Origin of the sequence: Planobispora longispora (genome assembly GCF_016863135.1) — a bacterium.
GTDB classification, from domain to species: Bacteria; Actinomycetota; Actinomycetes; order Streptosporangiales; family Streptosporangiaceae; genus Planobispora; species Planobispora longispora.
Genome location: NZ_BOOH01000051.1, coordinates 67,186 through 87,689, shown reverse-complemented (window position 1 = coordinate 87,689; position 20,504 = coordinate 67,186). Strand labels below are relative to the sequence as shown.

The window sequence follows — 20,504 nt, the reverse complement described above, 5'->3', positions numbered from 1 at the left end:
CGCGGCCCCGTCCCGTCTCCGCACCGCCGCACGCCTCCGACGCCCCGGCCGCGGCTCACCGGACCTCCCGCTCCGGGCGCACCAGAGTGTTGACGACGCCACAGAGGTGTGACTAGGTTAATTTTTAGGAAAGTTTCTTATGAAATAAGCGCCAGTCGCTGCGGCGACCTGGCCGCCGGGCTCCGGCAGCCATGCACACGACATCTCCACCCCCGGGAGGTCATGCATGAACACGAGAAGACGGGCGGCGCTCGTCTCGGCGACCGCCCCGGTCGCCGGGACGGCCTCCGACGCCATCGTCATCCACCACCAGATCGTCAGCGTCTGGATGGAAACGCGCTGACCGTCCCTCCCCCGTGGGTCTCATCGGCACGGCCGCGCGCCGTCCCGGCGCGCGGCCGTACGGCACCCGCTCAGACCGTGTCGTCCGTACGGACCCAGCGGGTGAAAGCGGTCCACTCGGACGGAGTGAACACCAGTGCCGGACCAGATCGATCCTTGCTGTCACGGACGCCGACCCGCCCGCCCGACAGCTTGGCTATCTCCACGCAGTTGCCACCGTTGCCGCCGGAGAACGGCGACTTCACCCACACAGCCTCGTTCAGTTCCCGATCCATCGCTGCTTCATCTCCCGAATGAGCGCCAGCGAAGCCCGCTGAGGAAGCGCCTCGGCGCGGATCGCCTCGTATTTGGTCGTGATATCCGCCACGTCGTCGGGCCGGTCGGTGACCTGACCCTGGCCAGCCGACTCCATGTAAACAGTATTGGCAAAGCCCCGGACCTGCGCAATGGCGAACCCGCCGAGCAGCCCGACGGTGCTGCCCGCCTCGAAGGGCAGCACCTGGAGGGTGACGTGCGGCAGGCGGGCCACTCCGAGCAGGTGGTCGAGCTGCGCGGCCATGACGGCGTCGTCACCGATGCGGCGGCCGAGCACACCCTCGTCGACGACGACCCAGAGCATGGGCGGATCTTCCCGCTCCAGGATGCGCTGGCGCTCCATCCGGGCGGCCACGTCCCGCTTCACTCCCCCGGCCGTCGCGCGGGGCTCGCCGCTGAAGAGCACCCGCGCGTAGTCCTCCGTCTGGAGCAGGCCCGGCACGATGAGCGGCTCCCACGTGCGCAGGCTCTCGGCGGTCTGCTCGATCTCCGCCCAGGGCCGGAACCACGTGGGCAGCCGGGCCGAGACGTTGTCGATCATCTCCTTGATGCGGATGAGGGCGCCGTCGGCCCCCAGCGCCTCGTCGCACCGCCGTGCGAAATCCTCCGTCGGGGGCCGTCGCCCGGTCTCCGCCATCGAGATCGTGCCCAGCGCGAACCCCGCCCTGCTGGCCAGCTTCGACTGGGTCAGCCCCGCCTCCTGCCGGTGCCGCCGCAGCTCATAGCCGAAAAAGGCAATCGGCGAGGTGCTGGGGTCAAGCTCTCTGGGCTTCGGCATCACCTGCCACCTCCGTTTCACCGGTGGTTTCACAGAAAGCGTTGAACATGGGCTGTGGTCATTCCGATACAGACGGTAGCCGCATAGTGCCATCCTCGAAACACAAATCAGAAAACCGGCCACCGAGCAGGTATCCATGAATTCGGTAATCGTTCCTGAAGGCGTCGAGGCCGAGATCCTCGGGGAGGCCTGTCTGGCTTTCGAGCCCGCGTCCACCGCGAAGGCCCGCGCCTGCGTGCGGGAGTGGATCGGCGCGGATCACAGGGCCTACGAGAACGTACGGCTGGCGACCTCCGAACTCGTCACCAACGCAGCCGTGCACACCGGCCGCGGCAGCACGGGCGACCTGATCGTGCTCACGCTCACCCGTGTGCAGAATCTCCTCTTCCTGGAGGTGACCGACCCGGGCGGAGAATCCTCCTGGCCGCGTGTCTTCGACGCCGTGCCGGACGACGCGGAGTGCGGCCGCGGCCTGGCCATCGTCCGCGAGCTCTCCCAGGGGCGCTGGGGCGTGCGCGACCGCGGCATCCTGGGACGCACCGTGTGGTGCGCCCTCGACGCGTGCCCCGTCCCGGGGGCGCCGCACGCGTGACACCGATCGGCCGCGCGCGTGACACCGATCGCACGCGATAACGTGACGGCCGTGACGAGCGACGAACGGGGAGACGAGCCCGCGGCGGAGTGGGCCGCCGAGCACGACGTCGGGGAGGCCGACGCGGCGGCGCTCGTGGGCGAGCAGTTTCCCGATCTCCGCGGAGCGCCGGTCACGCTGCTGGCCACCGGCTGGGACAACACGGTCCACCTCGTCGGCGAGCGGTGGGTGTTCCGGTTCCCGCGCCGCGCCGTCGCGCTGCCCGGCGTCGAACGGGAGATCGCGACCCTGTCCGCCCTCGCGCCGGCGCTTCCCCTGGCCCTGCCGGTCCCCACGCGCATCGGGCGTCCCGGCGGCCTCTACCCGTGGCCCTTCTGGGGCGCGGAACTGATCCCCGGCGGGGAACTGGCCGAGGCCGATCTCCCGGAGACCGGGCGGGTGCGGGCCGCCGCCGATCTCGGCGCGTTCCTGCGCGCCCTGCACGATCCGCGTCTGGTCGCCGAGGCGGGTTCCGGACTGCCCGCCGACCCGATGCGCCGGGGCGATCCCGGGGTCCGGGCGCCGATGGCCCGTGAGCGGCTGGACAGGCTCGCCCGGCGCGGCACGTGGGAACCCGACCCGGCCGTCGAGCGGCTCCTCGCCGAGGGAGAGAAGGCGGATCCGCCGCCCGGCCCCGCCGCGGTCGTCCACGGCGACCTGCACCTGCGCCACCTGCTGGTCGGCCCGGACGGCCGGGCGACCGGCGTCATCGACTGGGGCGACCTCTGCCTGGCCGACCCCGCGGTGGACCTCTCGCTGGCCTACTCGGGTTTCTCGGGAGCGGCCCGCACGGCGCTGCTGTCGGCCTACGGGCGCCCGCCCGGCCCCGAACGCGAGACGGCCGCGCGCGTGCTGGCGGTGTTCCTGTGCGCGGCCCTCGCCGACTACGCCGAGTCCACCGGCCGCACCCGCCTCCTGGCCGCCTCGCTCACCGGCCTCCGCCGCGCCGTCGCCCCCTGAGCGGGCGGCGCCGTACGGCCCGTCGGGAGAGCGCACCATCGATCACAGCGATGGTGCGCGATCACGCGCGGATCCTGCACCATCGCCATGGTCATCGATTCCCGTGCCCGGCTCGGCCTCCTCAGACGAGGCCGAGGGCGAGCATCGCGTCGGCGACCCGCTTGAAGCCGTCGATGTTGGCGCCGGCCACGTAGTTGCCCGGCATGCCGTACTCGTCGGCGGTCGACAGGCAGCGGGCGTGGATGTCACGCATGATCTCCGCCAGGCGGCGCTCGGAGAACTCGAAGGTCCACGAGTCGCGGCTGGCGTTCTGCTGCATCTCCAGCGCGCTGGTGGCCACACCTCCGGCGTTGGCGGCCTTGCCGGGCCCGAAGGCGACGCCCGCCTCCTGGAAGACCTTGATGCCCTCCGGCGTGGTGGGCATGTTGGCGCCCTCGCCCACCGCGACGCACCCGCCGCGCACCAGGAGCTCGGCATCGTGGCCGGTGATCTCGTTCTGGGTGGCGGACGGCATCGCCACCTCGCACGGCACCTCCCAGACGCTCCGTCCCGAGACGAAGGACGCCTCGCCGCCTCGCCGCTCGGCGTAGACGTCCACCCGGAGCCGTTCGACCTCCTTGACCTGCTTGAGCAGGTCGAGGTCGATGCCCTTGTCGTCCACGACGTAGCCGGAGGAGTCGGAGCAGGCGACCACGACGCCGCCGAGCTGCTGGATCTTCTCGATCGTGTAGACGGCGACGTTGCCTGAGCCGGACACCACGACACGCTTGCCGTCGAAGGAGGTGCCGCGGGCCTTGAGCATCTCGTCGACGAAGAAGGCGCAGCCGTACCCGGTAGCCTCGGTGCGCACCTGCGCGCCGCCGTAGCTGAGACCCTTGCCGGTGATCACGCCGGACTCGTAGCGGTTGGTGATCCGCTTGTACTGGCCGAACAGGTAGCCGACCTCGCGCCCGCCGACGCCGATGTCACCGGCGGGGACGTCGGTGTGCTCGCCGATGTGACGGTAGAGCTCGGTCATGAAGCTCTGGCAGAAGCGCATGACCTCGCGCTGGGAGCGGCCCTTGGGGTCGAAGTCCGAACCGCCCTTGCCGCCGCCGATCGGCAGGCCGGTCAGGCTGTTCTTGAAGATCTGCTCGAAGCCGAGGAACTTGACGATGCCGAGGTAGACCGAGGGGTGGAAGCGCAGTCCGCCCTTGTACGGCCCCAGCGCGCTGTTGAACTCGACCCGGAAGCCCCGGTTGATGTGCACCTCGCCGCGGTCGTCCTCCCAGGGCACCCGGAAGATGATCTGCCGCTCGGGCTCGCAGATCCGCTCGATGATCTTGGATTCGGCATACTCCGGGTGCTTGCCCAGGACCGGTCCGATGCTCTCCAGCACCTCGCGGACGGCCTGATGGAACTCGGTCTCGCCGGGGTTGCGGCGGAGGACGTTGTCGTAGATCGACGAGAGCTTCTCGTGCAGCATCACATATATTCCCGGATGTCGGATCTCACAGTCGAGGTCTAGACCTTATGAGAACAGGCCGACGCGCTTTTCATCACCCCCGGGCGAACAGCCCTTACCTCCGCGGGGGGACGCCGGGTCCGCCCCGCGGCGGACGACCGGATGCGGTGCCGCGGACTACCTTCCTCGGCATAAGGCCAGCTCAGGTCTCCGCACAGCAAGGAACCCCCGCATGTTCAAGGACTCCGCCGACTTCCGGCGCGTCGCCTCCGGCGTGCTGCTGATCGTCGCCCCGCTGCTCCAGGCGATCGCCGTCATCCTCGATCCCGGCACCTGGGGCGACGAGCGCGAGGCGGTCAGCTTCGGCGACGACCCCGCCCTCGCCCAGGTCCAGTCGGTCATGTACCACTGGGCGTATCTGCTGATGGCCCTGGCGGCCCTCGGCCTGCTGCACGTGATGCGCCGCCGCGCGACGGTCTTCGGGCACATCGCGGGCCCGCTCGTCATCCTCGGCTACATCAACGCCTCGGGCCTTCTCATGGCCGACCCGGTGGAGTGGTGGCTCGGCAAGCACTACGCGCCCGAGGAGGCCACCCGCATCATGGACGAGATGGTGAACCTGCCCGGCGTCGTCTTCGGCTTCCAGATGCCCTGGATCTTCTTCGCCATCTTCGGCATGCCGGTCCTGGCGGTCGGCGTCTGGCGGGCCGGGTTCGCCCACTGGTGGGTCCCGCTCGTCCTGGCGATCGGCTACGGCGGCTCGATGGCGGTTCCGTACGGCCCGGCGACCGTGGTGCTCTGGGGCATCCCGGTGGTCGCGCTGGGCTGGCTCGGCGTGAGGATGCTCCGGATGAGCCGCGAGGAGTGGATCTCCCACTACCCGGCCGCCCGTACCGCGCCGCAGGCCGTGACGCCCGCCGTCTGATCACGATTCCGCCGTCGTGCCGCGGCCCGGCCCTTCCGGACGGGGAGGCCGGGCCGCGGCGCGGCGGCGCCCGGCCGCTCCGGCGGCTACCCGACGGCGGCGCCCGGGCGCACCACGCCCGACTCGTAGGCGAACACCACCGCCTGGGCCCGGTCCCGCAGGTGCAGCTTCATCAGCACCCGCGCCACGTGGGTCTTGACCGTGGCCTCGCCGACGAAGAGCTCGCGTGCGATCTCGGCGTTGGTCATGCCGCGGGCCAGGAACCGGAGCACCTCCAGCTCGCGCGGGGTCAGCTCGGCGAGCTGGGGCGGGGGCGCGGGCTCGTGGTGGCCGGCGAAGGAGGCGATCACGCGGGTGGTCACCGCCGGGTCCAGCAGGGCGTCGCCGCCGACCACCACGCGGATGGCCTCCACCAGCTGCTCGGGCGGGGAGACCTTGAGCAGGAAGCCGCTGGTGCCCGCGCGCAGGGCGGCGTAGAGGTTCTCGTCGGTGTCGAAGGTGGTGAGCATGACCACCTTGGGCGGGTCCGGCTGGTCGAGCAGCTGCCGGGCCGCGGTGAGGCCGTCCATGCGGGGCATGGAGATGTCCATCAGCACGATGTCCGGGCGCGTGCGGCGGGCCACGGCCAGGGCCTCCAGCCCGTCCGGGGCCTCGCCGACCACCTCCATGCCGGGCTCGCTCTCCACGACGAGCCGGAGCCCGGCGCGGACCATCGCCTGGTCGTCGGCGATCACAATGCGGATAGTGTTCATCTGGTTACCGGCGCGAGACCCCGGCGTTCACGCCCGGGAGGAAGCGCCTCCTCCTCTACTGTGAAAACTCTGTGCGAAATACCGGCTGCGGAATGCGTGACGCCGATGCCCGGGGCGCTGCCGGCCCGTCCGCACGCCACCGGCCTTCCTTCCGCCGGACGGGCCCCGGGAGCAGGCCGCGGGCGTCACGTCGACACGAGAACCCCCGGGAGATCGGCAGGCGCGCGCGGACCCGGAAGCCGCCTCCGGCTCGCGGGCCCGCGTCGAAGGCGCCGCCGAACAGCTCGGCGCGCTCACGCATGCCGATGAGGCCGTTGCCGGTCGACAGTCCGGACGGGACGCCGCCGCCCTCGTCCAAGACTTCCAGCTCGACGGAGTCGTCGTGGTAGGCGACGCGGACTGAGATGGCGGAGCCGCCCGCGTGCTTGACGGCGTTGGTGAGCGCCTCCTGCGCGATGCGGTAGGCGGACAGATCCAGGCCCGGCGGGAGCCGTACGGGCTCGCCGGTCACCTCCATCGCGACCCGCAGCCCCGAGGAGGCGAGCGTGGAGACCGTGACGGCGAGCTGGTCCAGCCCGGCCTGGGGGATGGACTCCTCCAGCGGCATGCGCAGCGCGCCGAGCATGACGCGCAGTTCCTCGACGGCCTCCCGGCCCGAGCGCTCGATGCCGAGCAGCGCGCTCTCGTCCCCTCCGCCCCGGCGGCGCAGCACCCCGGCCTGCATCACCATCATGCTCACGCTGTGCGCGACGACGTCGTGGAGCTCCCGGGCGATGCGGGCCCGTTCCTCGGCGACGGCCTCGGCGGCGCGGCGCTCCCTGTCACGCTCCAGCCGTACGGCGTGCTCGGCCAGGCGACGGGTCCGGGCGGCGTGGGCGTGCAGGGCCAGACCGGTGAGGTAGGCGGCGCTGAAGATCATGGTCAGGAAGGTGACCTCCTCCAGCGGGAGCCACCGGTGGTCCACCGCGCCCGAGCCGAAGACGAGGACGCCGGCGACCGCCCAGGCCAGGCCGGGCCGGAGGGGCAGCTCCGCGCCGACCGTGTGGAAGACGAGCAGGAGGGAGAAGAGCTGCCAGACCTGGCAGTTCTCGTAGCCCTGCCGGTGCCAGGCGTACTGGGCGAGGATCATGAGGATGAAGACCGCGACCGGCGCCTTGCGGCGGAACCAGACGAGGACGCCGGTGACCAGGGCCTGGCCGATCCACCACAGCTCGGGCGTCTCGGCCGCGCCGTACCCGGCCGCGACCGTGAACGCCTCGAACGTCCCGAGAACGATGATCGACAGGCCGATCGACAGGTCGGTCTTCGACACCGTGCGGAGGCGCCGGAGCAGCGGGGAGGGAACCACCATGCGGGGAGACTAAACCCTGATCAGCTCTATTCATACAGGACAAAACGCCCAGACAAGCCGCTTGCAAGTGGGCCACAAGTGATCAATCACGACGGGAAGGACACGCTCCGCACCAGCCGGTTGGCCAGGGAGTCGTCACAGCGGCCCTGCGCGCAGAAGTAGATCACGAGGGCGGGTTCGTCCGGCCGCTCCACGGCGTACCCGATGAAGTCGAGCTGGCCGCCCCGCTGCGGGTCGGCGATCGCCCCCTCCAGCCGAACTCCGGGCTGACCGCCGACGCTCACCTGGACCACCTGGGAGAACACGCTGACCGTCCCGGGCAGCGAGGACTGCAGGGTCTCCTGGAGCTGCTGGGACCCGCCGCGCGGGTCGAGCGTGTCCAGGGTCTGGGTGAAGACGCCGGTGGCCTCCTCCGGCTCGCTCTTGATGATCTCGTTGACGGCCGCCCAGTCGGCGACGACCGGCGTGCTGAACAGCGCCCGGAACTCCTCGGCCCGGGGGGCGGCGACCGTGAACGCGTCCGCGTGCTGCATGACGGTCCAGTCGGCGGGGTGCTCGAAGGCCACCGGCACGGCGGCCGAGCCCCGGTGGGGCTCCCACGCGCCGTCGCCGCCCCGCAGGACCACGGCGAGCACCGTCACCAGCGTGACGATCAGCGCGATCGCCGCGCCGGCCCCGATGAGCACGCCGCGCCTGCCCCGCCCGGAGGCGCTCGCGCGGGTGGCCGAGCCGGTGGTCTCCCAGGGCTGCCGGGCCTGGTGGGACTGCTGAGCCTGCCCCTGGTGGGCCTGCTGGGCGTGGGGCTGATGGACCTGGTGGGGCTGCGGTGCCTCGTGGAGCGGGGAGAGCCGCTGGAGGTGCGGAACCTCCTGCCCCTGCGTGGCGTGGTGTCCCGGCGGAGGCTGCTGGAGGCGGTAGGCCTGGCCGCTGATCGCGTCGCGCAGCTGGGCGATGAACTCCGTGCAGCTGCCGTAGCGCTGCTCGGGCGACTTGGCCAGCGCCCGCATCATGACGCCGTCGACCTCCATGGGGAGCTCGGGCCGGAGCGTGCTGAGCGGCGTCGGCGACTCCGCCAGGTGCGCCCAGAGCAGGGCGATCTCGTTGTCGCGCTGGAACGGCAGCCGCCCGGACAGCGCCTCGTAGACCACGCAGGCCAGGCCGTACTGGTCGCAGCGGCCGTCGATGGTCTCCTTGTTGATCTGCTCGGGCGACATGTAGCGGGGGGTGCCGATGAACTGGTCGGTCTGGGTCAGCCCGGAGATCGAGGTGCGGTGCTTGGTGATGCCGAAGTCGGTGAGGTAGACGTGCTCACCCTCGGCGTGCCCGGCGATCAGGATGTTGGCGGGCTTGACGTCACGGTGGATCAGGTCGTGCGCGTGCGAGGTGTCCAGCGCGGCGGCGACCTGGGCGGCGATCCGGTTGACCTGGCCGACCGGCAGCGGTCCCCGGTCGTAGAACAGGCGGCGCAGGTCCGGGCCGTCGACGTAGCGCATCGCGATGTAGAGGGTGCCGTCGTCGGCGGCGTCCGCCTCGTAGATCGGGATGATGTTGGGGTGGTCGATCCCGGCGACCGTCCGCGACTCCAGGATGAACCGCTGCCGGAACCGGTCGTCCTCCCCCAGCAGGGGGTTGAGGACCTTCAGCGCCACCCTGCGGCCCAGCCGGGAGTCCACCGCGAGGTAGACCACGGCCATGCCGCCCTTCCCTATGACGTCCTCGACGTGGTAACCGGCCACTTCCTGGCCGATCAGCGCTCTCTCGTTCAGTGTCATCACGCCTCAGCGGGGTGACCGCAATAGCCGCAGAAGCGGTGGGCCGGGCCCAGCCGCATCCCGCATGCGGTGCAGTATTTCTGGACGGTGGAGCCGCCGGCGGTGATGGAGTCGTCGGCCCGCTCGGTGTCCTTCGGTCGTGCGCCCGGATCCCGGGCGACCAGCACGGGCTGGCCGGGCGCTGACGGCCGGCCGGAGGCGGTCGGCTGGCCGGGAGGAGGTGACTGCCCGGGGGCGGACGGCTGGGCCGTCCCCGCCGGGGAGGAGGTCACCGGCAGCGGAGGGAAGGAGCGGCCCACCACCACGGTGACGTCGTTTCCGTCATCCGGGCCGGGATGCCGCGGCCCGGTCTGCGGCGCTTCGAAAGCCGGAACGCCGACTCCCCGGGGGCCGGTGTCCCCCATCCGGCCCTCTCCGGTCCCGTACCCGCCGGGACCGGTTCCCGGTCCGGTCCCTGGCCCGGTCCCGGGTCCGGCGCCCATGAGGCCGCCCGCCGTCCCGGCGCCCACGGCTCCGGGATCGGTCTCGGCGCCCGCGGCTCCGGGGAACCGGTTCTCCCCGGTCCCGTCGTCTCCGGGACCGGCGCCGCGCCGCCAGAACAGCAGCACGCCGACGACCACGGCCGCCACGAGCACGCCGCCGCCCGCCAGGAACGGCCAGAGCGGCAGGCCCGTCCCCCGGTCGTCGGTGGGGGCGGCGGCCCGCTTCGTCCCCAGGTCCTCGGCGGTGCCGCGCTTGGCCTGGGAGGTCTTCAGGTGGGCGGCGGCCACGGGGTGACCCGGGTAGAGGTCCAGGACGCGCTGGAAGCCCGGGACGGCGTCGCCGTAGTACTTGGTGTGGAAGCGGATCAGCGCCTGCTCGAACGCGGCGTCGATCGGGCCGCGCCGGGGGGTGACCTTGGCCTCGGCCAGCGCCTTGGTGATCTCGCGGACGCCGATCATCCGGCCGTCGGCGCCGCCGCCGATCAGCAGCCCGACGACCTCGCCCTTCTTGTCCTCGATCACCGGCCCGCCGAGCAGGCCCTGGTCGATCAGATTGCCCACCTTGGGCGGCTCGTCGACCTTGCCCTCCGGGTCCTTGAACTGACGCCCGCCCTCGCCGGCGCCCCCGGCCCGCAGGTGGGCGATCTCCACCTTCTCCTTCACCGTCGCCGAGGGCCGTCCGGTGAACCCGGCGACCGCGACCGGCGCGCCCTCCTTGTCGGGCACCTTGGCCGCGAGCGGGGCGGTGGGCAGGCCCGCGCCGCCGTCGGCGCGGCCGACCGGCATCAGCACGGCCGGGGCGTCGGGACGGCTCCCGGTGTGGACGACCTCGGCCCGGAAGCCCTCGTCGTCCGCGGGCGAGATGTTCGGGAAGATCTGGATCTCGGTGGTGACGTCGATGATGCACGTCGCGGTCGGCCGCTTCGGCGGATAGCACTGCTGCAGATGGCGGTTGAGCGTCTCGTCGCTGAGGGTGTGCCGCTCGAAGTCATCCGCGATCTTCACCTTGTGGTGCTCGGCGAAGATCCGGTTGGCCGCGTGGACCGCCATGTCCTCGTCCGTCCGCACGACGCCGGTCAGGGTGACGATGGCGCCCTCGGGGTTGACGACGGTGCCGGTGCCGGTGCCGATCGGCACCTCGTAGCTCCGCTCGACGTGGACCAGCTCGCCGATGTGGTCGAGCAGGGTGATGTCCACCTTGGCTTTCGCCTCGACGCGGACGACCGCGGGGGTCACCAGGTCGGTGATTCCGCTGGGGTGTTCGTGAGCCAGGGCAGCGGGCACCGCGGCGACCACGAGTGCCAGGCCGCCGAGGAGTGCCACAACCGTTCTGCGCCGCCGCATCGTCACTCCCTAGGGGGATAGGACAAGGGTCGCAACCTATCGCCTCAAGCTCAAGAGAAGCGAACGTAGACAAGCGCTTGCTCGGGACATAACCTGCGATCCGTGAACGCGCGAACCGGCGGGCCGGAAGGGCGGGAGGGGCACGCGGAGCGCCCAGGATATCCAGGACACTACGGACATCCAGCACATCCAGCGGACTCAAAACACCCGGCATATCCGGAAAAATCCGACCACCCACGGCATTCTGGTTGTTCTGACCGGTCGAAGGATTCCCGGCCCGCGGAACGTCCGGACCGCGCGAAAAATTCGATGCCTCCGCAGCGCCCGGAGTACACGATCGGCGTCGACGTCGGCGGGACGTTCACGGATGTGGTGCTCCGGGGGCCGGAGGGTGAGGTCACCGTTGCCAAGTGCCTCAGCACCCACGACGATCCGGCCGAGGGGATCATCACGGGCGTCGCCGCCGCGCTGGGCCGTACCGACCCCTCTCTCGTGACCCGGGTCGTGCACGCCACCACCCTCGCCACCAACGCCGTGCTGGAGCGCCGCGGCGTCCGGGTCGCCTACGTCACGACCGGCGGCTTCCGCTCCGCGATCCCCCTGGGCCGGTACGCCAGGGTCGAGGAGGACCGCTACGACCTGAGGTTCGACCCTCCCCCGCCGCCGGTCGCGGCCGAGGACTGCTTCGAGGTGCCCGAGCGGATCTCCTGCTCCGGCGAGGTGCTGCGGCCGCTGGACGAGGCCGCCGTGGCCCGCGTCGGCCGGGAGATCGCCCGGCGCGGCATCACGGCCGCCGCCGTCTGCCTGCTGCACTCCTACGCCGACCCCGCCCACGAGCGCCGGGTCGCGGAGATCCTCCGCCGGACCGTCCCCACGGTGGTGATCTCCTCGGAGGTCTGGCCGGAGCTGCGCGAGTACGAACGGGCGACGACGACCATCATGTCGGCCTACGTCGGGCCGGTGATGGAGGGCTACCTGCGGCGGCTGACCTCGCGGCTGGCCGGGATCGGGATCACCGCCCCCGTGCACGTGATGGAGTCGGGCGGCGGCGTGATGCCGGTCGAACTGGCCGCGCGCCGGGCGGTGGCGACGATCGAGTCCGGCCCGGCGGCCGGGGTGCTGGCCGCCGCCGCGACCGGGCATCCCGACGCGATCTCCTTCGACATGGGCGGCACCACCGCCAAGGCCTGCGTGATCCGGGGCGGCAGGCCCGAGATCACGCACGAGTTCCACGTCGGCGGCAAGGGCAGCTTCGGCGGGCGCCGGGCCGGGACCGGCGTGCCGATCAAGACGCCCGCCATCGACCTGGCCGAGGTCGGGGCGGGCGGGGGCAGCGTCGCGTGGGTGGACGCGGCCGGGAGCCTGCGGGTCGGACCGCGCTCGGCGGGCTCGGAACCCGGCCCGGCCTGCTACGGGCTCGGCGGCGAGGAGCCGACCGTGACGGACGCCGACCTGGTCCTCGGCTACCTGGACCCCGCGTCCTTCGCGGGCGGGACCATGCCGCTCGCCCGGGACCTCGCGGAGAAGGCGATCGACCTGCGCCTGGCCGGGCCGCTGGGGGTGTCCCGGGCCGAGGCCGCGCACGCGGTCCACGAGATCGCCAACGCCGCGATGGGCTCGGCGGTGCACGTGGTGACCGTCCAGCGCGGCATCGATCCCCGCGGCTTCGTGCTGGTCGCCTTCGGCGGCGCGGGCCCGATGCACGCGGCCCGGGTCGCCGCCCGCTTCGGCATCGCCACCGTGGTCGTCCCGGCCCACTGCGGCGTGGCCTCGGCCGCCGGGCTGCTGGCCGGGGACCTGTCGGTGGACCGGGTCCGGTCCGCCCTGGGCGCCGATCCCGCCCAGGTCTTCGCCGAGCTCACCGAGGCGGCGGCCGCCGACCTGGGAGTACGGCCCGGCGACCCCGGCGTGTCCGTGGAGCGCTCGGCCGACGTCCGCTTCACCGGCCAGGCCCACGACCTCACCGTCCCCTGGACCGACTCCCCCGGCGACCTGGCCGCCCGCTTCTCCGCCCGGTACGAGCAGGTGTACGGCATCGCCCAGCGCGGCCCGGTCGAGGTCGTCGGCTACCGCGTCCGCGTCACCCTCCCCGCCGCCCGCCGCGCGGAGGCGCCGATCCCCGCCGCCCCGCCCCCCGGCACGGCCCTTTCCTCCGGCGCCGGTACGGCGAGCGGGAGCGCGGCGGTGGCCGGCGCCTCGGGTACGGCGCGGCGGACGGCGTACTTCGCCGAGACCGGGGGGTATGCGGAGGTGCCGGTGTTCACCAGGGCGTCCCTCCGGGAGACCGGGGGTCCGGCGATCGTGGAGGACGCGGAGTCGACGATCGTGGTGCCGCCCGGGTGGCGGGCGGTGCTCGCGGAGGACATGGCGGTGATCCTCACAAGAACGGACACCGATGTGGAAACGGACACAGACGCGAGTACGAGCGCGAGTGCGGAAACGGGCACGGGGAAAGGCGCGGAAGCAGACACGGGCACAGACACGGGTGCGGGCACGGGGGGATCGCATGAGTGACGCCCTGACCGCCGAGGTCCTGCGGAACGCGCTGGTGGTGGCGGCGGAGGAGGCGAGCATCGTCGTCGTCCGCTCGGCCTATTCGACGTTCATCGTCGAGGGGTCGGACGCCTCGGCCGCCGTCCTCGACGCCGGGGGCCGCCTGGTCGCACAGTCGATGGCCACCACGCTCATGAACAGCATGGCGCTCAAGGCCGCCCTGCCGGAGGTGCTGAAGGACATCCCTGCCGCGACCATGCGCCCCGGTGACGTCTTCGTGCTCAACGACGCCTACCGGGGCGGCGTGCACACCAACGACCTGCTCGTCTACCGGCCGGTCTTCGCCGGAGGCTCCCCCGCCTACTTCACCGCCACGATGATCCACGTCTCGGATCTCGGCGGCCTGTCCGCGGGCGGCATGGCCCCGCTGGCCACCGACGTCTTCCTGGAGGGCCTCCAGCTGCCCCCGGTCCGCCTGGCCACCTCGCACGGGATCGAGCCCGCGATCGAGGCGATCCTGCGGGCCAACAGCCGTACCCCGGGCAAGGTCATGGGCGATGTGCGCGCGCTCATCGCGGGCACCGCCGTCGCCGCCGCCCGGGTCGAGGCGATGATCGCCGAGTACGGCCCGGCCGGGCTCGCCCGGGGGATCGACGACTATCTCGACTACACCGAGGCGAGGACCCGCGCCGCCCTGGCCGCACTGCCGCCCGGCCGCTACGCGTCGTCCTACTCGATCGACGACGACGGCATCGACCTCTCCCGCTCCCACACGGTCCGGGTGGCGGTCACGGTCGAACGGGAGGAGGGGATCCCGGAAACGGCCGACCCGGCGAACGGGGCCGCGGCGGAGACCCCGGGAACGGCCGGTCCGGCGGGCCCGGCCGGGACGGGGGTCCCGGGGACGGCCGGCCGGGGGCGGGTGGTCGTGGACTTCGCCGGGACGGACCCGCAGGTGCCGGCGGCGATCAACGCCTCGGCCTCGCAGTCGCTGGCCGCCGCGATCTTCGCGGTCCGCTGCTTCCTCGACCCGACGATCGCGATGAACGACGGCTGCCTTCGGGCGATCGAGGTACGGCTCCCGCCCGGCTCGCTGCTCGACGCCCGCTCCCCCCATCCCTGCGGCGGCCGGTTCGTACCCATCTACGCGGCGATGGAGGCGATCTTCCAGGCGCTCTCGGACGCCGTGCCCGAGCGGGCCATCGCCGCCAGCGGCATCCTGCAGCCGTTCTCCATCGCGGCGGTGCGCGCGCCGTACTGGATCCACCTGTCCTATGACTTCGGCGGGGTCGGCGCCCGGCGGGGCAAGGACGGGCCGGACGCGACGGGCGTGCACTTCGGCATCGGGCGCAACTCGGTCCCGCAGGCCGAGCCGGTCGAGACCCGCTGCCCGCTGATCGTGGAGTCGGTGGAGACCGTCCCCGACTCCGGCGGCCCGGGCCGCCACCGCGGCGGCCTCGGCTCCCGCACGGTGCTCCGCTTCCTGGCCGACGCGCACGTCACAACCCGCGGCGACCGGCTCCGGACCCCTCCCCCGGGCCGTTCCGGCGGCCTTCCCGGCCGGCTCGGCGGCTTCTACCGGCGGCGGGCGGACGGCACGCTGGAACGGCTCGCCTCGAAGGTCAACAACGCCCTGTTCCGCGCCGGGGAGGCGTTCGTCGTCGAGACCACCGGCGGCGGGGGCGTCGGCCCGCCGCACGAGCGGCCGCCGGAGGAGGTGGCGGGCGACCTGCGCGCCGGGAAGGTCACCGCCGAGGCGGCGGCCCGGGACTACGGCGTCACCGTGCGGGAGGACGGGACGGTCACGCGGTGATCACGGCCGGGGCCGCGCGCCACGATCACAGATGGCGCGGGGATCCCAGGTGGCGCGGAGGCTCCCTGCCGTACGGATGATCACGGCCGTACGGATGATCACGGCCAGGGACCGAGCTCGGGCAGGGAGCCGGTCTCGCCGACGACCGGCCCGACGGGAGCCCGCCCGGCCAGCCAGGCGATCAGGTCTCCCGCGTTCCCGCGCAGGACGACGGGGTCGCCGCTCCCGATGCTCCACCGGCGGTCCGCGTCACCGGCGATCATCGTCACGTGCGTCCCGACGGGGACGCGGGGGGCCAGGAAGTCCACGGCGTGGTCGCAGAAGTCGATCGGCCAGTCCGACGGCCGGTAGTCCAGGTCCAGGTCGACCATGTGGACCTCGACCTCGCGCCAGCGGGCGTGGACGGTGTCGAGGAGGGTGGCGTCGCGGTAGCGGATGGGCCGCCCCCAGACGTCCTCGCCGGTTCCCGCCCAGGCGTCCTCCAGGGCGGCGTGCGCCTCGGCGAGGGCCTCGCGGAGCTCCCCGGCCCCGCGGCCGGCCTCGCGCTCGATGGCGGCGGCACGGCCGTCGGCCCCGCCGTCGTAGACGTCGATGAGCTCGCCCCGGCGGGCGTACTCCGCCTGGCGGGTGAAAGCCGCGGCGTTCTGCTCCAGATGGGTGATCACATGACCGCGCGACCAGTCCGGCAGCGCGGAGGGGGCCCGGACGTCGTCATCGGTGAGGCCGGTGAGCAGGTTCTCCAGGCGGCGCTGGCCGTCGCGGACGCGAGCCACAAGATCGTTCGGTGTCATGGCAAGCAGGTTACCGGTTAATCCGGTAACTTCAACAGGGTGAGCACCTTCCGATTCCACGGCGGACGGCACTGCCTGAACTTCATCGCCACCATGGGCAGGCGGCGGACGGAGCGCGTCGAGCGGCTGGCCGCCCCTGCCGACCTGGACCGCTGGTTCGCCGAGGCGGGCCTGACCGCCCCGGCGGCGGGCGGGACGGGCCTGACCGCTCCGGCGGCGGGCGAGCCGGAGCTGCGTCGGGCGCGCGCCCTCCGAGAGGCGATGTACGAGTTGTTCACCGCCCGCCTGCAGGAACGGGAGATCCCGCCGGAGGCGCTGGCGACCGTGAACGACTGGGCCGCCCGGCCCGCGCCGGCGGAGCGGCTGGAGATCGGCTCCGACGGCCGTCTGCGACGGGTCCGGGGCGAGGCGACCGCGGAGACGCTGCTGGCCGAGATCACCCGCGACGCCGTCGATCTGCTCGGCGGGCCGCTGGCCGGGCGCGTGCGCGAATGCGAGTTCCACCCGTGCACGTTGCTGTTCCTGGACACCAGCCGGTCCGGTCACCGCCGCTGGTGCTCCATGGACGGCTGCGGCGCACGCGCCAAGATGGCCGCCTACCGGGCCCGCCGCGCCGTACGTGAGGGGCCCTGACCGGCCCAGGCCCGGGTGCCCTGGCGGACGGCGCGGTGGACCGCGCGGGCGATCCGGGCGCCCCAGGTGGAGCGTGGGCCGCCGAAGAGCTCCTCGGGCCCGTCCGCGCGGGCCAGCACGCAGACCGCGTCGGAGGCTGTGCCGGTGCACGGGAAACCCTCCTCCACCAGCGCCTGCGTCTTGGCCTCGGTCACCGTCATCACCGCGTTCACCAGGGCGGCGTCGCTCATCGCGACCGGGACCGCGACGATGATGTTGATCGTGCCCGGGGTGTGCACGGGCGCCAGCTCGGGGTCGGCCGCCCCCTCGGGGGCGGCGGCCCAGGTGGGCACGCGCAGGCCGACGGTGGTCACGGCGTGCGCCCCGCCGTCCTCCGCCCGGGTGAAGCGGCCCACCGAGGCGGCGGTGAGCATGCCGACGCCGGGGCCGGGCGGGGCCAACTCCAGCAGGTGCTCCACCGGGTCCATCCGCGCGTAGCCGCCGGGCACCTGGGCGTTGAGCACCCACTCCACCGGGCCGATGCCGCCCCCGAGCATGGCCGAGGAGATCCCCCGCCAGCCGGCGCCGAGCTCCCACAGCAGCGAGGCCAGGCGGGCGCCGTCCTCCCGGCGGTGGCTCAGCCGCAGGTCCGGGGTCACGGGCGCTCCAGGTGGACGCCGGGCCTGCCGTCCGGGCCGCTCGTGATCCGGACGCGGGCGCCGAAGTGCGCGTCGATCAGTTTCTCGGTGAGCACGTCCGCCGGGCTCCCCGAGGCGGCCACGCGGCCGTCGGAGATCAGCATCATCGAGTCGGCGTACTGCCCCGCCAGGCTCAGGTCGTGCAGGGTCGTGACCACGGTCAGCCCGTCGGCCAGGCGGAGCCGGTCGACCAGCTCCAGCACCTGCTGCTGGTGCCCCAGGTCGAGGGCCGTGGTGGGCTCGTCGAGCAGCAGCACGGGAGCCTGCTGGACCAGCGCCCTGGCCAGCACGACCCGCTGGCGCTCGCCGCCCGACAGGCGGCCGAGCGCGCGACCGGCGAACGGCGCGAGGTCCAGCCGCTCCAGCACCGACGCGGTCACCTCGCGGTCGCGGCGGCTCTCCCGGCCCAGATAGGGGATGTACGGCGTGCGGCCCAGCAGGGCGTAGTCGAACACCGTCATGTCGGCCGGCAGCACCGGGCTCTGGGGGGCGTAGGCCAGCAGCCGGGCCCGTTCCCGGGGCTTGAGCCGCCGGACGGACGTGCCGTCGATGAGCACCTCGCCGGAGTACGGCAGCACTCCGGCCACCGCCTTCAGCAGCGTGGACTTGCCCGCGCCGTTGGCCCCGATCACGGCGAGCCAGTCACCGCCGCGCACCTGGAGGCCGACGTCGGACAGCACGGTCCGCGTGTCCAGGACGACCGAGAGGTCGTGCGCTCTGACATCGCTCATGGAGTCACCCCGGGGACCGGCCCTCCGGGGCGGCCCGTCCCGTGGTCCGCGGGCCCCGTCCGAATCTCCGTGACCGCCGCGATCTCGGCCCGGATCACGTCTCCACCCGCTTCGTCACGCGCAGGACGGCGACGAAGAACGGCGCGCCGACGAACGCGGTGACCACGCCGATGGGCAGCTCCGCCGGGGCGAGCACGGTCCGGGCGATCACGTCGCCGAAGACCAGGAAGGCCGCCCCGCCGATCAGGGAGAGCGGGAGCACGACCCGGTAGGAGCCTCCCGCCAGGCGGCGGATCACGTGCGGGACGACGATGCCGACGAAGCCGATCAGGCCGCTGACGGCGACGGCGGCGGCGGTGGCCAGGGAGGCGGCCAGCAGGACGACGAGCCGGACGCGGGTGGCGTTGAGACCGAGGCTGACGGCCTCGTCGTCGCCGACCGAGAGCACGTCGAGCAGCCGCCCGTGCGCCAGCAGGACCGCCACCGAGACGGCCGCGTAGGGGACGATCAGCGTGATCCGCTCCCAGCCGCCGTCGACGGTGCCGAGGATCCAGCCGTAGATGCGCTGGAGGTCCTCGACGCTGAGCTGCTGGACGAACGTCTGCACGGCGGTGAGGAAGGCGGTCACCGCGACCCCGGCCAGGACCAGCGTGGCGGTCCCGCCGCCCCGGCCGGCGACGTTGCCCAGGGCGTAGGCGAGCAGGACGCCGCCGACGGCCCCGGCGAACGCCGCGGCGGGGATGGTGACGGCCTCGGTGTCGCCCTTGAGCAGCACGATGACCGCGGTGGTGGTGAGGCCCGCGCCCGCGGCGGCGCCCAGCAGGTACGGGTCGGCCAGGGGGTTGCGGAACACTCCCTGGTAGGCGGCCCCGGCGATGGCCAGCAGGCCGCCGACGACCGCCCCGAGCAGCACCCGGGGCAGCCGCAGCTCCACCAGCAGTCCCTGCTCGACGGGTGTGAGACCGGAGCCCGCCGAGACGAACGGCAGCCGGTCGAGCAGTTCCAGCATCACCTGCCCGGGGGCGATGTCCGCCGCCCCGGCCAGCGTGCCGGTGGTCATGCTCGCCAGGAGCACGCCCAGGGCGACGAGCAGGGCCGCCGGCCGGAGCCGGGTGGCCCGCCCCGCGGGTGCGCCGGAAACGCCCGCGCCGCCTTCCGCCGTACCGGCGCCGCCGGGGGCGGAACCGGGTGCGTGAGCGGTACGGCCGGACGCCGCGCCGGGCACGTGGGCGGAGCCGTCCGCCGTCCCGCCGGCGGGCGGGGCGGTGGAATCAGATGGATCGGTCACTTACTCGGAGGCGGCCTTCTCGACGGCGGCGCCGACCTGCTCGGCGAGGTCGGCCACGCGCGGGCCCCAGCGGGAGGCGATGTCGTCGTCGAGCCCGACGACCCGGTCGTTCTTGATCGCGGAGAGCTTGGACCAGCCGGGGCGCTTGGCCAGGGTGTCCTTGTTCTGGCCGCAGCACTTGGTGTCGCCGAGGAAGACGAGGTCGGGGTCGGCCTGGGCGACGAACTCGGCGGAGAGCTTGGGATAGCCCCCGGCCAGGTCCGGGGCCTTGTCGGCGATGTTGGTCAGGCCGAACAGGGCGTAGACCTGGCCGAGGAAGGTGCTGGAGGTCACCGAGTAGGGCGTGGTGTCCAGCTCGTGGTAGTAGGTGAGCTTCTTGTCCTTGGGCGCGGCGGCCACGACCTCGTCGATCTTCTTCTTCATCCCGGTCACGACCTCCTGGGCCTTGGCCGTGTTGCCGGTGGCCGCGCCGAGGTCGGTGATCTGGTCGTACGCCTCGTCGAGCTTGGTGGCCGCGGGCTCCAGCAGCACCGGGACGTTGACCTTCGCCAGCTTGGCCACGATGCCGTCGATGTCGTTGGCGAGCACGACCAGGTCGGGCTTCTGCGCGATGATCGCCTCGGCGTTCGGCTTGAAGCCGGACAGATCGGTCTTGGGCGCCTCGGCCGGGTGGTTCGACTGGTCGTCGACCGCGACGACCTGCGCACCGGCGCCGACGGCGAACAGGCTCTCGGTCGCGGTGGGCGACAGGGAGACGATCCGCTCGGGCCGCTCGGCGATGACGACCGGGCCGTTGCCCGCCTCGACGGTGACGGGGAAGGCCCCGGCCTCCGAGGAGGCGGCGGAGGGCGCCCCGGAGGCGGTGGCGGCATCGCCCTGCGGGGCGCCGGTGGAGCTCTGGCCGCATCCGGCCAGGGCCAGCACACCGAGGAGCGCGCCCGCGAGGGATGTACGTACGGGCCTCACGAAAGGTCCTTTCATC

18 protein-coding genes are annotated in these 20,504 nt (G+C 72.9%); 6 read left to right on the top strand and 12 right to left on the bottom strand.

Annotated elements, in window-relative coordinates; all coding sequences use genetic code 11:
- Nucleotides 1-413 precede the first annotated feature (413 nt).
- Nucleotides 414-617 (bottom strand): DUF397 domain-containing protein, encoded by a 204-nt coding sequence (locus Plo01_RS30505; protein ID WP_203894177.1) that lies wholly within the window; start codon nucleotides 615-617, stop codon nucleotides 414-416.
- The gene (locus Plo01_RS30500; RefSeq protein ID WP_203894176.1) at nucleotides 602-1,435 is read right to left on the bottom strand and encodes a helix-turn-helix domain-containing protein; all 834 of its coding nucleotides are present in this window, start codon (nucleotides 1,433-1,435) and stop codon (nucleotides 602-604) included. The genes Plo01_RS30505 and Plo01_RS30500 overlap by 16 nt, the downstream gene beginning before the upstream one ends.
- Before the next feature lie 136 nt (nucleotides 1,436-1,571).
- On the opposite strand from Plo01_RS30500, the gene Plo01_RS30495 reads away from it, so the two are divergent.
- Both Plo01_RS30495 and Plo01_RS30490 read left to right on the top strand, forming a co-directional pair.
- Complete coding sequence (locus tag Plo01_RS30495; protein ID WP_203894175.1) at nucleotides 1,572-2,027, top strand: ATP-binding protein; 456 nt, start codon at nucleotides 1,572-1,574, stop codon at nucleotides 2,025-2,027.
- A gap of 51 nt (nucleotides 2,028-2,078) precedes the next feature.
- On the top strand, nucleotides 2,079-3,026 hold the full coding sequence (locus Plo01_RS30490) for a phosphotransferase (RefSeq protein WP_203894174.1): 948 nt from the start codon (nucleotides 2,079-2,081) through the stop codon (nucleotides 3,024-3,026).
- A gap of 121 nt (nucleotides 3,027-3,147) precedes the next feature.
- Here Plo01_RS30490 and gdhA read toward each other — a convergent pair whose 3' ends face one another.
- The gene (gene gdhA / locus Plo01_RS30485) at nucleotides 3,148-4,491 is read right to left on the bottom strand and encodes an NADP-specific glutamate dehydrogenase (RefSeq protein WP_203894173.1); all 1,344 of its coding nucleotides are present in this window, start codon (nucleotides 4,489-4,491) and stop codon (nucleotides 3,148-3,150) included.
- A 211-nt stretch (nucleotides 4,492-4,702) separates the two neighbouring features.
- Here gdhA and Plo01_RS30480 point away from each other — a divergent pair, with 211 nt between their 5' ends.
- The gene (locus Plo01_RS30480; RefSeq protein WP_203894172.1) at nucleotides 4,703-5,395 is read left to right on the top strand and encodes a hypothetical protein; all 693 of its coding nucleotides are present in this window, start codon (nucleotides 4,703-4,705) and stop codon (nucleotides 5,393-5,395) included.
- Between the two features lie 86 nt (nucleotides 5,396-5,481).
- Here Plo01_RS30480 and Plo01_RS30475 read toward each other — a convergent pair whose 3' ends face one another.
- The 4 genes from Plo01_RS30475 to Plo01_RS30460 form a co-directional block, all read right to left on the bottom strand.
- Complete coding sequence (locus Plo01_RS30475) at nucleotides 5,482-6,147, bottom strand: response regulator (protein WP_203894171.1); 666 nt, start codon at nucleotides 6,145-6,147, stop codon at nucleotides 5,482-5,484.
- Nucleotides 6,148-6,202: 55 nt separating this feature from the next.
- Nucleotides 6,203-7,498 carry a sensor histidine kinase gene (locus Plo01_RS30470; RefSeq protein ID WP_203894170.1) on the bottom strand — a complete coding sequence of 432 codons (1,296 nt, stop codon included), beginning with the start codon at nucleotides 7,496-7,498 and terminating at the stop codon, nucleotides 6,203-6,205.
- An 86-nt stretch (nucleotides 7,499-7,584) separates the two neighbouring features.
- Nucleotides 7,585-9,270, bottom strand: coding sequence for a serine/threonine-protein kinase (locus Plo01_RS40585; RefSeq protein ID WP_239317374.1), 1,686 nt, complete (start codon nucleotides 9,268-9,270; stop codon nucleotides 7,585-7,587).
- Nucleotides 9,270-11,096 carry a zinc ribbon domain-containing protein gene (locus Plo01_RS30460; protein ID WP_203894169.1) on the bottom strand — a complete coding sequence of 609 codons (1,827 nt, stop codon included), beginning with the start codon at nucleotides 11,094-11,096 and terminating at the stop codon, nucleotides 9,270-9,272. The genes Plo01_RS40585 and Plo01_RS30460 overlap by 1 nt, the downstream gene beginning before the upstream one ends.
- Before the next feature lie 309 nt (nucleotides 11,097-11,405).
- Between Plo01_RS30460 and Plo01_RS30455 the strand changes: the two genes are divergently transcribed.
- Both Plo01_RS30455 and Plo01_RS30450 read left to right on the top strand, forming a co-directional pair.
- Complete coding sequence (locus Plo01_RS30455) at nucleotides 11,406-13,610, top strand: hydantoinase/oxoprolinase family protein (RefSeq protein ID WP_239317371.1); 2,205 nt, start codon at nucleotides 11,406-11,408, stop codon at nucleotides 13,608-13,610.
- Nucleotides 13,603-15,402, top strand: a complete 1,800-nt coding sequence (locus Plo01_RS30450) for a hydantoinase B/oxoprolinase family protein (protein WP_203894168.1) — start codon at nucleotides 13,603-13,605, stop codon at nucleotides 15,400-15,402. Before Plo01_RS30455 ends, Plo01_RS30450 begins: the two co-directional genes overlap by 8 nt.
- Before the next feature lie 98 nt (nucleotides 15,403-15,500).
- On the opposite strand, the gene Plo01_RS30445 is transcribed toward Plo01_RS30450, so the two are convergent.
- On the bottom strand, nucleotides 15,501-16,193 hold the full coding sequence (locus tag Plo01_RS30445) for a maleylpyruvate isomerase family mycothiol-dependent enzyme (RefSeq protein ID WP_203894167.1): 693 nt from the start codon (nucleotides 16,191-16,193) through the stop codon (nucleotides 15,501-15,503).
- A 39-nt stretch (nucleotides 16,194-16,232) separates the two neighbouring features.
- Between Plo01_RS30445 and Plo01_RS30440 the strand changes: the two genes are divergently transcribed.
- Nucleotides 16,233-16,826 carry a CGNR zinc finger domain-containing protein gene (locus tag Plo01_RS30440; protein ID WP_203894166.1) on the top strand — a complete coding sequence of 198 codons (594 nt, stop codon included), beginning with the start codon at nucleotides 16,233-16,235 and terminating at the stop codon, nucleotides 16,824-16,826.
- Here Plo01_RS30440 and Plo01_RS30435 read toward each other — a convergent pair.
- The 4 genes from Plo01_RS30435 to Plo01_RS30420 all read right to left on the bottom strand — a co-directional run bounded on the left by Plo01_RS30435 (nucleotide 16,790) and on the right by Plo01_RS30420 (nucleotide 20,488).
- Nucleotides 16,790-17,464 carry an adenosylcobinamide amidohydrolase gene (locus tag Plo01_RS30435; protein WP_239317368.1) on the bottom strand — a complete coding sequence of 225 codons (675 nt, stop codon included), beginning with the start codon at nucleotides 17,462-17,464 and terminating at the stop codon, nucleotides 16,790-16,792. The two genes, Plo01_RS30440 and Plo01_RS30435, sit on opposite strands and share 37 nt — an antisense overlap.
- A complete protein-coding gene (locus tag Plo01_RS30430; protein WP_203894165.1) occupies nucleotides 17,461-18,234 on the bottom strand; it encodes an ABC transporter ATP-binding protein in 774 nt (257 codons plus the stop codon). The genes Plo01_RS30435 and Plo01_RS30430 overlap by 4 nt, the downstream gene beginning before the upstream one ends.
- A 94-nt stretch (nucleotides 18,235-18,328) precedes the next feature.
- Nucleotides 18,329-19,522: a FecCD family ABC transporter permease gene (locus tag Plo01_RS30425; protein WP_373871742.1), complete on the bottom strand. Its 1,194-nt coding sequence runs from the start codon at nucleotides 19,520-19,522 to the stop codon at nucleotides 18,329-18,331.
- Nucleotides 19,523-20,488: an ABC transporter substrate-binding protein gene (locus Plo01_RS30420; RefSeq protein ID WP_203894164.1), complete on the bottom strand. Its 966-nt coding sequence runs from the start codon at nucleotides 20,486-20,488 to the stop codon at nucleotides 19,523-19,525.
- Nucleotides 20,489-20,504: the final 16 nt, after the last annotated feature.